This is a genomic window from Microbispora sp. NPDC004025 (assembly GCF_053604425.1).
The window spans coordinates 20,725-34,936 of record NZ_JBSGHN010000021.1 but is presented as its reverse complement, the minus strand read 5'-3'; the positions used below and the strand labels follow the sequence as shown (position 1 = coordinate 34,936).

The window sequence follows — 14,212 nt, the reverse complement described above, 5'->3', positions numbered from 1 at the left end:
CCTGGCCAGGTGTTCGCCAAGGGGGCGGCGAACCTTCGTGGTCACCGCACCGGCTAGACGAGGTTCGCCTCGTAGGCGGCGATGACCAGGTGAACCCTCGTACGGGCGTCGAGCTTCAGCAGCAGGTTGCTGACGTGCGTCTTGACCGTGCTCAGCGAGACGTACAGGGTCTGCGCGATCTCCGCGTTGGACAGGCCGCGCGCCACCAGGACCAGGACCTCCCGCTCGCGTTCGGTGATGGCCAGGTGACGAGCCGGTGAGCTCACGTAACGCTCGATCAGCCGCCGCGTGGCGCTGGGCCCCAGCAGGCAATCGCCGGAAGCCACGGCCCGCACGCTCCTGATCAGCTCGGCCGGTGGGGTGTCCTTGAGCAGGAAGCCCGTGGCGCCGGCCTGGAGCGCTCCGTAGACGTACTCGTCCAGGTCGAAGGTGGTCACGATGAGCACGCGAGTCTGCGGATTCGCCGCGCAGATACGGCGCGTGGCCTCGATGCCGTCCATCTCGGGCATCCGCACGTCCATCAGCACCAGGTCGGGCGGCTCGCTCGCGGCGATGGCCACTGCCTGCGTGCCCGTCGCGGCCTCACCGTACACCTGGAACTCCGGCACGCTGTCGATCAGCCGACGGAAACTCGCCCTGACGAGCGCCTGGTCGTCGGCCACCAGCACCTTGATCACAGTGGCAACCTCGCCATCACCCGGAAGCCACCTACCGGGCGGACGCCCGCCTCGAACTCGCCGCCGAAGAGACGCACGCGCTCGCGCAGCCCCGTCAGCCCGTGGCCGTAGGGCCGCTCCCGTGCGTTCCTGCCGTCGTCGGTGACCTCCACGACCAGCTCTTCCTCCTGCCGCTCGATCAGCACCGTCGCCCGCTGGGCCCGGGCGTGCTTGAGCACGTTGGTCAGCGCTTCCTGCACAATGCGGTAGACCGTGAGCTCCATCTCCCCCCGAATCTCGCCGTCGAGCCGCAACTCCACCTCCAGGCCCGCGGCCCTGGTCCTGGACAGGAGATCGTCGAGGTCGCCGAGCCCCGGAGCGGGGGCCAGGTCTGCCGGGCTGTCCTCTCGCAGCACGCCGAGCAGGCGCCTGGTCTCGCGCAGCGCCGACCTGCTGGTCTCCTCGATCGAGCCCAGCGTGCGGCGCATCTCCTCGGCGTCGCCGACGTGCCGTTCGACGCCAGCCTGTACGGCGATCGTGCTGAGGCTGTGGCCGATGACGTCATGCAGCTCGCGGGCGATGCGCAGGCGTTCCCTCGCCGCCTCGGCACGCGCCCGTTCCTCCGCCTGAACGGACACTTGCTCGATGTAGCGCCTGCGCTGCCGTACCGCGGTGCCGGTGGTCCAGGCCGCCACCACGATCGCCAGCGCCAGCCCGAGCTGATCGATCATGTGGGTTCGCAGCGGGAACTCCAGTACTCCCTGCAGCGTCACCGCCACCGCCACGAGCAGCGCGGGCAGCGCCCTGCTCCGGGTGGTCAGCGTGTAGAGCACGAGCGGCAGGCCGAATGGATCCGTCTGCGGGATGAGGAACTCCCGCATCCCCAGCCCGCCGGCCAGCACGACCACGAACACCGCCCGCGGCCACAGGCGCCTGACCGCGAGGGGCAGGCTGGTGGCCAGGGCCACCATGTAGTCGAGCGCGTCGGGCGGCGCGGGGTTACGCGAAGCGATGAGCCCCAGAAAGCCGGCCGCCAGCAGCAGGGCCACCACGGTGTCGAGGGACACCCAGGCCCAGTCCGGTATTCGGCTCAGCAGGGGAGGGCGGGGCTGATCACGCACGTTTGCGACCCTAACCACGGGCTCGGCGGCGCGTATCGGTCTCAGGACCGATGTGCGGTCCGGCCGCCGAGGCGGATCGTGAGGGACATGATCGAAGTCACCGGTTTGACCAAACGCTTCGGGCGGAGCGCCGCGGTCGACGACCTGTCCTTCACCGTCACCCCCGGAAAGATCACTGGGTTCCTCGGGCCGAACGGCGCGGGCAAGACCACGACCATGCGGATCATCCTCGGACTGGACCAGCCGACCTCCGGACGGGCCACTGTGAACGGCGTGCCGTACCGGACATTGGATAGACCACTCACGCAAGTCGGCGCGTTGCTCGACGCCTGCGCTGTGCAGGGCGGACGTCGCGCCGAGCAACACTTGCAGTGGCTGGCCAGATCCAACGGGATCTCCCGTACGCGCATCGGCGGGCTGCTGGAGCTGGTCGGGCTCGGCGAAGCGGGGCACAAGCGGGTGAGCGGCTTCTCCCTCGGCATGAAGCAACGGCTGGGTCTGGCCGCCGCCCTGCTCGGCGATCCCGAGGTGCTGTTGCTCGACGAGCCGCTCAACGGGCTCGACCCCGAAGGCATCCGGTGGATGCGCGGACTGCTGAAGTCGCTGGCGGCCGAAGGGCGGACCGTGCTGGTCTCCAGCCATCTCATGCACGAGATGGCGGTCACCGCCGATCACCTGATCGTCATCGGGCGGGGCCGGCTGCTGGCCGACATGGAGACCGCGCGGTTCGTGCGGCCCGGGCTGTCGCTGGAGGACGCGTTCATGAACGTCATCGAGGGGAGCGCGTCGTGAACGCCGTCGCCGCTGAGTGGATCAAGTTGCGCACGTTGCGGTCGACCTGGTGGGCCCTGGGCTCGGGAGTGCTGACGGCGCTCGCGCTCACCGCGCTCGGCGCATCCACGGTGGTCTCGCGGTGGGATCCGGGACGGACGGGCGAGCAGGCGGCGATGGGGATCGTCGTGGCCGTCTATGTCGGGGTCGTGCTGGCTCAGTTGCCGCTTGGCATGCTCGGCACCATGTCGATCAGCGGTGAGTACACCTCCGGGATGATCCACACGACCTTCGTCGCCACACCGTCGCGCGCACGGGTGTTGCTCGCCAAGGCGTCCGTGCTCGGTGGGATAGCCGTCGCCGCCTCGCTGCTCATCGCGATCCCCGGATACCTGTACGGGCACGTGGTGGCCTCCGGGTCCGACCCCACGCTGCCACCCGCCGCAGCATGGGTGGTGATCGGCGGCGGCACGCTCGCGATCGTGATGACCACGATGCTGGGGCTGGCACTCGGCGCGATCGTCCGCAACGGCGTCGTGGCCATCTCCGTGCTCGTGGTGCTCCTGGTGCTGGTTCCCTTCGCCGGGCGGATGTTGCCGGGTGGCGAGGTGGTCAACCGGATCCTGCCGGGCTATCCGGTGCTCCAGCTCATCGAGCAGATGCCGGACATCATGCCGGACGCGGCCGCTTTCGCCGTCCTGGGCGCCTGGGCTGTGGTGCCGCTGGTGATCGCGGTTCTCGCCAACAACCGCGCATAACCGCTGATGGAGCGGCGTCGAGGGTGGGCCGCGGGTGGTGCGTGTACGACCGCCCGCGGCCCGGTAGGACCCTCACGTCAGCTGCGCAGGCTCCACTGCTGGTTCGCGCCGCCGTTGCACGACCACAGAATGAGCTTCGTACCGTTGGCCGTGCCGGCCGCGTTGGCGTCCAGGCACAACCCGGACTGCACACCGGTGATGGTGCCGTTGGAGTTCAGGTTCCACTGCTGGTTGTTCTGTCCGTTGCAGTCCCAGATGATCACCTGGGTGCCGTTCGAGGTACCCCGGTTGTACGCGTCCAGGCACTTGTTGCCGAACACCTGCAGCTGCTTGCCGGACGTGTACGTCCACCGCTGGTTGGTCTGTCCGTTGCAGTCCCATAGCTGCGCCTGCGCGCCGTTGGTCGCCGAGGCGCCGGTGACGTCCACGCATCGGCCGGACTGGGCGCCGACGATCGAGCCGCTCTGCTGGCCGGTCCCGCCGCCGTTGCCCTGCCTGACGAGCGATTTCGACTCGGCCGACCGGTTCCCCTGGGCGTCCACGACGTAGAGCCGGTATTCACCGGTCGACGTCGGAACGGCGATGGAGGTCGCGGTTCCGCCTGCCCGGGTCATCGTATTGCCGACGGAGAAGGAGGTCGTACCCGAGGGGGCCAGCCAGACCGTCTTGCTCGCATCGCCGGTGCTGCGAATGGGAATCGATGTAACCCCGGCGCCGACGGACGTGCTGGCGGGCAGGACGTAATCCGGCAGAGAGAGATTGCTCTGCGGAATGATGTTCCTGTACGCGTCCTCGAGTCCGGAGTTCACGGCGATGCCGTAGGCCTGCGACGGCCAGACGTAGTCGGAGGATACGAGGATGTCCTGGACCGTGCTGTTCGGCAGGTTCTTGTTCGAGACTTTGTTGATAGGGCCGTATGTCTGCGTGATGCTCAGATCATGCTTACGCCCGAAGTCGTCGGAGTTGATGAGCCAGGTGACATTCTTGTCCACGCTCAGGACGTTGTCGCGGAAAGTCATGTACGCCGAGCCCTCGTCCGGGTGGAGTCCGTACTTGTGACCGGACGGGACGCCCTGCAGATAGTTGTTGGTGATGGTGGTCCCGGGCTGGCTGCCCAGCGTGTAGATGGGTGCGGTGTCGCTAAGGCGCTGCACCGTGTCGATGATGTGGTTGTAGCTGATGGTGTTGTTCTTCGCCGTGGTGGTCGGCCGGTTGGGCGCGATTGAGCCTGACGATCCGTCGAAGTTCCACCACCCCCAGCCGAGCGTGATACCGGACCACGGGGTCTTCTCGATGCGGTTGTGCTGGATGGACAGGCTGTCGGCGAAGTACGCCGAGATGGGGCTGTGCCCGTTGAACAACACGGCGCTGTCGTAGATGTAGTTGTTCTTTATCTCGATGTTCTTGGGGGCGCCCTCGACCTGAGCGGGATACTTCTCGCGGTTCGACGAGGTGTAGTCCCCGATGTAGACATGCTGGGGATGGCCCACGGAGATGGCGGATCCGGCGATGTCGTTGGTGTAGTTCCCGATCAGCTGCGTGTTCACCACGTCGTTGGCCATGGTGATTCCGTCGACACCGGTGTGCTGTATCCGGTTGTTCTGCAGGACGAGCCCGTCGGCGTTCTCGATCTGGATCATGCCGGGCGCCAGGTCGACGTTGCGGTAGTAGTAGGCGTGGAAGTTCTGCTTGGCATATGCGAGCGCGCCGAGATTGCCCTGCTGGGCCTGCTTGAGCACCGAGCCGGCCACGTTGAACAGGTTCCAGTCGGAATGCTGGACGGTGAGGCCGGAGAACGTGATGTTCCGGGCGCGGTTGCTCGTGGAGGTGCCGGCGACCCGGATGAGGGTGGACACATTGTTCGGTGCCCAGACCGCCGCGGTCGTCATGTCCTCCGAGCTCGACTTGTAGTAGTACAGCGTCCGGCTCGTCTTGTCGAAGAAGAACTCGCCCGGCGCGTCCAGGAACTCGTAGGCGTTCATGACCTTGTGGGTGCCGCCGATCTGGGCGTTGCCGTTGAAGGCGCCCTGGGCGATGGCCGCTCCCGGCTGCTGGAACAGAGCGATACGGTTCGAGCCCTCAGTGGTGACCTGCCGGACACCCACGATGGCCGTGGTCCAGGTCGTCGACGTCTCTATCTCGATGTCGTCCTGATTGGCGGCGATGGCGGGAAAATCGCTCAGACTGTATTTCGCTCCCGCGCACTGCGAACCCGATTCCCACGCCCAGGACGCCTGTCCTGCCGTGATGGTGTAGGTGCCGTAGCACCCCTGCGAGCCTATCGATTTCGAAGCCATGTACGCTCGCTTGTCGTTGACGTAGAGCGCACGGAGCTTGTTGCTGCGATTCAGCGGGGCTTTCCAGATGTTACCGCTGTGCTGCGTCCATCCGGTCACCTGGACGCCTCCGGTGAGGACCGGCGTCTCGTTCTGGTACGCGGCGTATATGACCCGGAACCCATTCGTGCCGGAGTCGGCCGGCGTGAAGTCGATCGTGCTGCCGACCGGATAGTTGCCCCCGCGGAGATACACGTAGATGTCGCCTGTCATGCCGGCGTTCACCGTGCGAACGACGTCCCTCGCGCGCTGCAAGGTTCTGAACGGCGACGTGATCGTTCCAGGGTTGGCGTCGTTGCCGTCGGGGGCGACGTAGTAGGTTGCCTGGGTCGCCGCCGAGGCGGGGGTATTACCTGTGAAAGCCGGCAGCAACACAGCGGCGACGAACACCGCAAGCGCTGCTAACGCCTTCCCAGTGGTGGACAGGGCTGACTTCACGCTCTGTTCCTTTCGCTGGTTCCGAGCACATTTCCGCCGCGAAATCGCACCGCCTTGGCAGAACTCATCGGGGTGTGCCATTGCGCGGACGTGGCGCCTTGTCTTGCAGTCGCGGGCGTCGATCGGAGGGCCGTGCATATTTGCGGGGCGAGGGGCGGGCCGGTCTCACGCAGAGAGCATTCGTATGTGCGACTCACGGCCCTCCAGTACGCGCGAAGGAAGAGCCTGCCCGTGTTGGAGAAGTCCTGGCCGTCCACACCGGCCCCACGCTGACGAGGGTCACGCCGCCGGCGCGCGAGGTCGCCTCATAACACGCCCTAAGAGGTCTGTGGCAGACGTGGCGCTGCCATTTCGGGACGAAACGTATGACGTATGCCGACTGATGTCTAGGGGGATGTCGCATCGACAGGGGCGCCGCGCGGCAGTCGAGGAGGGAGGGAAGGCGCACCCTCGTCCACCCCTGGCGGCGCCGGGTGCTCTTCCCCGACATCGTGGGCTTTTCGGGGGCTGCGAAGGGACGCCGCCGGTCATACGCGGAGCGCTGGTCTCAGCTGTGGTGAATCACGTTTGCTGATGAAACTTTCATCGCTCAAATGTGATCACATTCCACCCTCGAGCTCGTCGAGAGCCGCACCTTCGGCCGAAGGTAGCCACGCCTTGACAGGCAACCATCTGGCTGCCTAACTTACATGCAACCGAAAGGCTGCATATCGTGAACGGCAACCCGGGTACGAGGGCGGGCATGGACGAGGTGTTCAAGGCGCTGGCCGATCCGAGCCGGCGCGCGCTGCTCGACTCGCTCAACGTCCGCAACGGGCAGACGCTGCGCGAGCTGTGCGCCGGACTCGACATGACCAGGCAGTCCGTCAGCAAGCACCTCGCGGTGCTGGAGGAGGCCGGGCTCGTCGCGACCGTACGGCGGGGCCGGGAGAAGCTGCACTACCTCAACGCCGCGCCCGTGCACGAGATCGCCCATCGGTGGATCAGCCGCTACGACCGGGCCAGGGTCCAAGCCCTGGCGGACCTGAAACTCGCCCTCGAGGAGACCCCGATGGACGCACCGACCTTCGTCTACACCACCTACATCCGCACCACGCCGCAGAAGCTCTGGCAGGCACTGACCGAGCCCGCCTTCACCCGCCGCTACTGGGCCACGGAGTTCACCACGGACTGGTCCGTCGGCTCGCCCATGACATGGGACAACCACGGCGTGCTGATCAGCGACCCGGAGCAGGTCGTGCTGGAGGCCGAACCCTACAGCCGGCTCTCCTACACCTGGCACGCCATCACCCCGGAGCTCGCCAAGCGCTTCGGCTGGGACGAGGAGTTGCTCGCCCGGCTGTCCGGCGAGGCCCGCTCGAAGGTCACCTTCACGATCGAGGAGGCCGCCGCGCAGGTGGTGAAGCTCACCGTCGTGCACGACGGCTTCGAGCCCGGATCGAGCATGGCCGAGATGGTCAGCCACGGCTGGCCGAACGTGGTGGCGAGCCTGAAGTCGCTGCTGGAGACCGGCGAGCCGCTGCCGGAGGATGCGTGACCTCCGCGATCGGGGCTCGACGGCGTCGCGAGCCGCCGCCGGGCCGGCTTGCGGAGGCGACCGTCCCGGAGGAGGGCGACAGCAGCACTCGGTGAGGGGCTGCCCGGTCGACAGGGAGTGGCGCGGGCTCGTCTCCGTGGCCGGCGTCCGGTTGTCGTGAGGCATACCGAACCGCGCCCCCGCGTCGCTAGGGTTCGGTGCCATGGTCACTCCTCTGGAGCCCGACGACCCGCGCGTCCTGGGTGAGTTCACACTCAGCGGACGGCTCGGCGAGGGCGGGCAGGGGGTGGTGTTCCTCGGCCGATCGCCGCGCGGGAAACCGGTCGCGGTGAAGGTGCTCAAGTCGGGGTTCGACTCGTCGGTGAAGGAGCGGCTGGTCCGCGAGCTCGACGCGTTGCGCGGAGTCGCGCCCTTCTGCACCACCCGGGTGCTGACGGCGGTGGCCGACGGGCGGGTGCCGTACGTGGTGAGCGAGTTCATCGACGGGCCGTCTCTGCAGCAGCGGGTCGATTCGGGCGGGCCGCTGGAAGGCGGCGAGCTGGAACGCCTCGCCGTCGGCACGGCCACGGCGCTGGCGGCCATTCACGCGGCCGGGATCGTGCACCGGGACTTCAAGCCCGCCAACGTGCTGCTGGGGCCGGACGGCCCCCGAGTGGTGGACTTCGGCATCGCCAGGAACGGCGCGAGTGACACGATCACGGCGGGCCCGGTCGGCACCCCGGCCTACCTGGCTCCCGAACAGATCGCCGGGGACCCGGCCACGCCCGCCTGCGACGTGTTCGCCTGGGGAGCCACGATCGTCTTCGCCGCCACGGGCCGCGCGGCCTTCGGCGCCGCCGGCGTCCCCGCCGTCATGCACCGGATCCTGACCGCAGAGCCCGACACGTCGGCGCTGCCCCGGTCGCTGCGCGGGGTGGTCGAACGATGCCTCGCCAAGGATCCCGCGCGCCGGCCGGCCTCCCGCGACCTGCTGCTGGAACTCGTCGGGTCAGCCCCCGACCCGCTCCAGGCGGGCGCGGCGGCGGCGACCACCAGGCCGGAGGACGTACGGCAGGGCGGGACGACCGCGATCCTCCCGGCTCACGGCTCGGCGGGGACGCGCCCGTCGGGCTCGGAGACCACCGGGGCGGGCGGCCGTCGGCAGGCTTCCCGTGCCGGGATCGTCGCCGGGGTGGTGACCGCCGTGGCCGCGGTGTCGGTCACCGCCGCTCTGCTGGGGCCGCGCCTGCTGTCCAGCGGCACGGCCGTCACCTCGTCACCCGCGGCCACGACGACCGTCTCGCACACCGGCGGCTCACCGGCGCCGCCCGCCGACCCCACGCCGGGGGAAACCGTCACGGACTACGACGGTGCGCCCCAGGACGACGCCGGCGCGGGACAGGACGACACCGCGACGAACGACACCGCGACGAACGACACCGCGACGACGGGCGACGCCGGGGGGGACGCCGGGACGACGCCGAAGGCCGCACCCGTGCCGTCGACCACGCCGGGCGGGACGGTTCCGGCCGCGTTCGCCGGCACCTGGGGCGGCCATCTGGAGCCCGACCAGCTCGTGGGAACCAGCGAGACCGACGTCCAGATCGTGCTGGAGTCGGGCGGGCGCACCGGAAGCTGGAAGGACACCAACAGCTCATGCCGGGGGAGTCTGACGCTGACCCGTAGCTCCGGCACGGCACTGGTCTTCCGGCTGGGCACGTGCGCCGTGGGCAGGGTCACCCTGATCCAGACCGGCGAAGGGCTCGCGTACCGATGGGACGGCGACGAAGGTGACGTCACCTTCCGGGGCCTCCTGATCAGGGACTGACCATTCCGAACCGGCGGTGTCGCCAGGACCTACCTGCCCGTCGCCGCCCGTCGGGCCGGAGCCGCGCGGGCCCACAGCCGATCTAGGGTGGGCGGCATGGCGCTGCGACTTGGTCTGGTGAACGTCAAAGCCCGGGATAGTCCGGCGCTCGGCCGGTTCTGGGCGGAGGCGCTGGGCTGGGGTGTCTTCAGCGAGGGACCCCCAGTGACAGGTGTCGGGCCCGTGGGCTTCGTCTGGCCTGAGTCCCTCGCCGTCTGCGTCGTCGCCGTCCCGGATCCCGAGACGGTGAGGTATCGCGTGCACCTCGATCTGGCCACCACTTCCGCGGCCCATCAGGCGGAGTTGGTGGCGCGGCTGAAGGAGCTCGGCGCGAGGCCCGCCGACGTGGGGCAGGGTGAGGTCCCGTGGACGGTTCTGGCCGACCCGGAGGGCAACGTGTTCTGTGTGCTGGAGCCCCGGGAGATCTACCGGGACACCGGGCCGATCGCCGCGATGATGGTCGAGTGCGCCGACCCGCGGGCGATGGCCCGGTTCTGGAGCGAGGCGGTGGACTGGACCGTGCACGAGGCGACCGGCGACCACGCGAGACTGCGCTCCGCCGAGGGCGCCGGGCCGTACCTCGAGTTCGTCCGCACGACGCCCGGCGCGACGACGACGTGGACCCGCGTCCACCTCGACCTGCTGCCCTACCCCGGCGACGACCAGGCCGCGGAGGTGGCGCGGCTGCGGGCACTCGGCGCGAGGCCCGCCGACGTCGGCCAGGGCGACGTCTCGTGGATCGTCCTCGCCGACCCGGAGGGCAACGAGTTCTGCGTCCTCGCTCCAGCCTGAGCTCCGGCAGGCTCGGGTCATGCAGGTGATCTATGTCAGGCCATGTGGAACATGTGTGTGTACGCGATGCGGGCGGGGTCGCCCTCCTGAGCTACCGGGTCGGCTCTGAGACGCGGACGCTCGTCGACCTGCGGATCGAGAAGGTCCCGTTCCCTCTCCCCGGCTGAGCATCGACACGGTCTGGAACCCGCGTCCGAGCGACCACTGCTTCACCACCTGGCTGCGCCGGCCCCTGTTCGACGCGGCGAGGTCGTGACGGGAAGCGACCCCGAGTCACCGGGAGGCCGGTCACTCCCCATGCGCTTGACGTGCGGCCTGCGCGGTGACGCGTTCGATGGCCTTCACGGCGAGATCGGGCTGGTCGACGTAGATGTAGTGGCCGCTTTTCGCGGCCGTGGTCAGCTTGCTGTCGCTGGACAGCGCGAGCCACTTGCGCTGGCCCGTGGCCCACGCCTGCTCAAGACGCGGCCCGTACTTGGGGACGGCCGCGAGGTACGGCGTCCCGTGCCGGATCACCCCCACGGGAATGCTCCCGGCGGAATGGACCTTGCCGTCGGGGACGACGAGCTTCTCCGGGTTCTCGCCCTGGAATATCGCGAGGTTCTGTGCGCGCAACTCCGCCGCCGGGCCCGTGGCGGATTCGGGGATCGCCTTCGCCATGTCGTGCGCCATGGTGGGCGGGGTGGCGTCCATGAGGACCAGCCCCTTGACCCTGTCCTGGTGCTCGGGGGCGTACCTGGCGGCGATCAGCCCGCCCAGCGAGTGTCCGGCCAGGACGACCGGGTTGTCGCCGGCTACGCGGTCGAGCACCGAGGTCAGGATCTCGCCCGTGTCGGCGAAGCTCTGAGCGCCGTCCGGCTGGTCGCTCGCGCCCGAGCCGAGCCGGTCGTAGGAACAGACCCGGTTCCGCTTGCTCAGCGTCTTCTGGATGTCGGCCAGCTTGTCCAGCCCATCGCCCGCCCCGTGCATCAGGATGACGACCGGCCTGCCCTTCTCCGGGTCGCCCGAACAGGACACGTTCACCGACCGGCCCGCGACATCGATCTTCTCTGTCCCGGAGATCGGGGTGGCGTCGGGCGTCCGTGTGGCGGAGGCCAAGGGGTCCCATTTCTCCAGCGCGTCGCCGCCGCAGCCGGCGACCCCTACAGCGAGCACGGTGCAGCACAGCGCCGCCACAGCGGATGTCCTGATTCTGCCAAGCATGAAATCCTCCAGTGAGGGAGTCGATGACGAAGTCACGCGCACGGCGGTGCGGCGGGAAAGCGACGGAGCGCCGTGGCTGCGTCGTAACGCTACGGATCGGACGGTCCGAGATCGTCACCGCTCAGTGGACATTCGCCGGTAGCTCGCGCGGGGGACACATGCCGTCCTCCGTCCGCTTGGCCAGTTCGAGCCCGGCAGGGGTTGCGTACACATCGACGACCCGGCCGTCATCGGGGTTCTCGCCGCGCGTTAGCAGCCCCGGCGCCGGGTGCGGTCGACGAGGCCGGACATCGTGGATTCGTCCAGACCGAGGCAGGCGGTCATCGGGAGGTGGGGCAGGCATGGTGAGCGACTTCGGCGAGCGCCGAGCTCCGTCCACTGGCCGGTCGCCCCGTACGGCCGGGGCTACGGGCGGCGCACTCGTGACCAGGTTGCCTATGGCCGGCGCGGCCGGCGTCGACGTGCCGATCCCACCGCCCGCATGTCAGCGGTATCGGTCATGCCGGGTCAGTGGAGCGCGCACTCCCACGGCTCAAGGTCCGGCTCTCCGGGAGGAAGCTCTCCGGTGCAGTACAGATAGAGCCAGGTGGCGGCACGGCGCTCGGCGTACTTCTCGTTGACGGGCTCTCCCCGGTCGTCGAGTTCGAGGACGTTGGCGAAGATGGCGAAGCAGGTTTCCATCTGGGAGGGCGAGTCCCGCAACTCGGTCCAGTAGTCGATTCCGTCGAGCAGGGGATGGCCGACCGAGCCCCGGGCGACCCACCCCGCGAAACGACGGATGGCCCCCGATGCGCCAGGAGTGAGCCGGAAAGCCATGGGCGTAACCTACTCGGTCTCGCTCCGGTGCGAATGGGACGCTTCGCCCGGGGATCGGGAATCGGCGGTCGGCGGCGGCGTCGCGGTTCATCCGCCGCAGTGCGGAGGGTTCCGCCGTTGAGCGGGTCGGTCCTGCTCCGCGACCCCGAAGAACACTCTCGGCTTCAGGTGATCACCGGTTCAATTCGATATGGCGGCCGCAATAAGAATGGATCGTTCCACCCTCGGTGCGTACCGCACCCGGCGGTTCGCGCTAATGGCGGGGGACCCTGTGAAGGCCCCGCGCATTCGGCTGGGAGGCGACAAATCGCCTGGTCAAACGCCATGTCGAAGTGTCCATGGCGCGTTCGGGGAAGCGCCCGTGGGCGCTTCTTGACCACTGGTACGATTTACGCCTTTCGGTAACTTGATCATTACGGGGCAGAAGTGACGACGGGGCCCGGTTATCAGCAGCAGCATCCGCCTCAGCCGCCGCAGTGGCAGACTCCACCTCCCCCTCAGCCGCAATGGGGGTACGGTCCTCCACCACAGCAATGGCAGTCACCCCCTCCGCCTCCTCCTCCGCCCGTACGTAAGACCGGGTTGTGGGTGACGCTCGGCGTCGTGTCTCTCGTCCTCGTCGTCGCCGTGGGTGCGGGGGTGGGCCTGGTCCTGCGGGGCGGAGACTCCGGTGGCGATGCCACGGGTGACGGCGTCACCGACCCGAACACGGTCGTCGTGAAGGACGAGGAGATCGCCAAGCTGGTCGAAGGGCACAGCAAGGCGCTGGCCTCGGGTGACGCCAAGGCGTTCACCTCGATTTTCGACAAGCGGAACGCCGCTCTGGTCCGCGGTCAGGCGAGGGTCTTCGCCAACCTGCGCAAGATGCCGCTGGCCGAGAAGTCCTATCAGGTGCTGCGCCGCCAGGGCCGGGCCGAGGACAGCTTCGGGCGGGGCGTGAAGTTCACGCAGGACGTCGCGTTCGTCCACCGCTTCACCGGGATCGATCTGCGTCCGGTCGCCGAGTGGTACCGCTGGACCATCGAGAAGGCGTCACCGGACGCGCCTCTCGTCGTGACGAAGGTGGCAGGCGCGCCGCCGACGATCAGCGGCGAGGAGTCGAAGACCATGTACTACCCGGGGCCGTGGGACATCTGGCCGGACATCGCGGTGGTCAAGGCGGGGAGCAACCTCGTCCTCGCCAGGCCGCAGGACGCCGCCCTGGCCCGGCGCGTCGCGCCGACGGTCTCCGCCGCCGCCGCGGGCGACCTCGCGTTCTGGCGGAAGAACGGCGATCCGAACGCCGCCGTGCCGACCGGGTTCGTGGTGGCGCTGGTCGAGGGACAGGCCCAGCTCGGCAGGCTGTTCCGTACGGCCAAGGCGGAGGAGGCCGGCATCTCGATCGGGATGCCGAGCTGGGGGGTCGGAGACGACACGGTGAAGGTCGGCGGCACCCGCGTCGTGATGGACACGACCACCGCGTTCTTCAAGGACGAGCAGGGCATCCTGGAGATCTCCGAGCACGAGCTGGCGCACTCGCTGATCGCCGGGCTCGACAGTGCGGAGTTCAGCTTCCTCGGCAGGTCGAAATGGATCGTCGAGGGCTTCGCCGAGTACATGGCCGGCCGCGACCGGCCGATCAGGGAGAACCGGCGATCCCCGGAGGGCCGCGCCTACCTGCAGGGGCGGCTCGCCATGCCCTTCGAGGGCACGCTGCCGACCAACGCTCTTTGGGACTTCAAGGGGATGACGAACACCAACTACCTCATGGGGCATCTGGCCATGCGGTTCATCGCCGAGAAGTACGGCGAGCGGAAGCTGGTCGAGGGCGTGGTCGCGGCCTACAGAGCGTCCGGCGATGACAGCGAGGCCGCCCTGTTCCAGGCGCTCGGGGTGACGAAGGCGGGCTTCGAGCGGCAGTGGGCGGGCTACGTCCGCTCCCAGCTCGCGTGATCGGGG

The 14,212-nt window shown here is 68.7% G+C and carries 11 protein-coding genes; 6 read left to right on the top strand and 5 right to left on the bottom strand.

Features of this window, described 5'->3' with window-relative positions; genetic code table 11:
* Positions 1–53: 53 nt before the first annotated feature.
* Positions 54–677, bottom strand: coding sequence for a response regulator transcription factor (locus ACWEQG_RS35605; protein ID WP_452291634.1), 624 nt, complete (start codon positions 675–677; stop codon positions 54–56).
* Positions 674–1,777: a sensor histidine kinase gene (locus ACWEQG_RS35600; protein WP_452291632.1), complete on the bottom strand. Its 1,104-nt coding sequence runs from the start codon at positions 1,775–1,777 to the stop codon at positions 674–676. Before ACWEQG_RS35600 ends, ACWEQG_RS35605 begins: the two co-directional genes overlap by 4 nt.
* Positions 1,778–1,864: 87 nt before the next feature.
* On the opposite strand from ACWEQG_RS35600, the gene ACWEQG_RS35595 reads away from it, so the two are divergent.
* The gene (locus ACWEQG_RS35595) at positions 1,865–2,569 is read left to right on the top strand and encodes an ABC transporter ATP-binding protein (protein ID WP_452291630.1); all 705 of its coding nucleotides are present in this window, start codon (positions 1,865–1,867) and stop codon (positions 2,567–2,569) included.
* Complete coding sequence (locus ACWEQG_RS35590; protein ID WP_452291629.1) at positions 2,566–3,306, top strand: ABC transporter permease; 741 nt, start codon at positions 2,566–2,568, stop codon at positions 3,304–3,306. The genes ACWEQG_RS35595 and ACWEQG_RS35590 overlap by 4 nt, the downstream gene beginning before the upstream one ends.
* Before the next feature lie 77 nt (positions 3,307–3,383).
* Here ACWEQG_RS35590 and ACWEQG_RS35585 read toward each other — a convergent pair whose 3' ends face one another.
* Complete coding sequence (locus ACWEQG_RS35585) at positions 3,384–6,080, bottom strand: ricin-type beta-trefoil lectin domain protein (protein WP_452291627.1); 2,697 nt, start codon at positions 6,078–6,080, stop codon at positions 3,384–3,386.
* A gap of 712 nt (positions 6,081–6,792) precedes the next feature.
* On the opposite strand from ACWEQG_RS35585, the gene ACWEQG_RS35580 reads away from it, so the two are divergent.
* The 3 genes from ACWEQG_RS35580 (at position 6,793) to ACWEQG_RS35570 (ending at position 10,255) form a co-directional block, all read left to right on the top strand.
* Entirely contained in the window at positions 6,793–7,617 is an 825-nt protein-coding gene (locus ACWEQG_RS35580; RefSeq protein WP_452291625.1) for an ArsR/SmtB family transcription factor, read from the top strand.
* A 202-nt stretch (positions 7,618–7,819) separates the two neighbouring features.
* Positions 7,820–9,424 carry a serine/threonine protein kinase gene (locus ACWEQG_RS35575; protein WP_452291622.1) on the top strand — a complete coding sequence of 535 codons (1,605 nt, stop codon included), beginning with the start codon at positions 7,820–7,822 and terminating at the stop codon, positions 9,422–9,424.
* Positions 9,425–9,520: 96 nt separating this feature from the next.
* The gene (locus tag ACWEQG_RS35570) at positions 9,521–10,255 is read left to right on the top strand and encodes a VOC family protein (protein ID WP_452291620.1); all 735 of its coding nucleotides are present in this window, start codon (positions 9,521–9,523) and stop codon (positions 10,253–10,255) included.
* A gap of 288 nt (positions 10,256–10,543) precedes the next feature.
* Here ACWEQG_RS35570 and ACWEQG_RS35565 read toward each other — a convergent pair whose 3' ends face one another.
* Positions 10,544–11,458 carry an alpha/beta fold hydrolase gene (locus ACWEQG_RS35565; RefSeq protein ID WP_452291618.1) on the bottom strand — a complete coding sequence of 305 codons (915 nt, stop codon included), beginning with the start codon at positions 11,456–11,458 and terminating at the stop codon, positions 10,544–10,546.
* A gap of 507 nt (positions 11,459–11,965) precedes the next feature.
* Positions 11,966–12,274, bottom strand: coding sequence for a DUF7677 family protein (locus ACWEQG_RS35560; protein WP_452291617.1), 309 nt, complete (start codon positions 12,272–12,274; stop codon positions 11,966–11,968).
* 603 nt (positions 12,275–12,877) lie between these two features.
* Between ACWEQG_RS35560 and ACWEQG_RS35555 the strand changes: the two genes are divergently transcribed.
* On the top strand, positions 12,878–14,206 hold the full coding sequence (locus tag ACWEQG_RS35555; RefSeq protein ID WP_452291615.1) for a hypothetical protein: 1,329 nt from the start codon (positions 12,878–12,880) through the stop codon (positions 14,204–14,206).
* Positions 14,207–14,212: the final 6 nt, after the last annotated feature.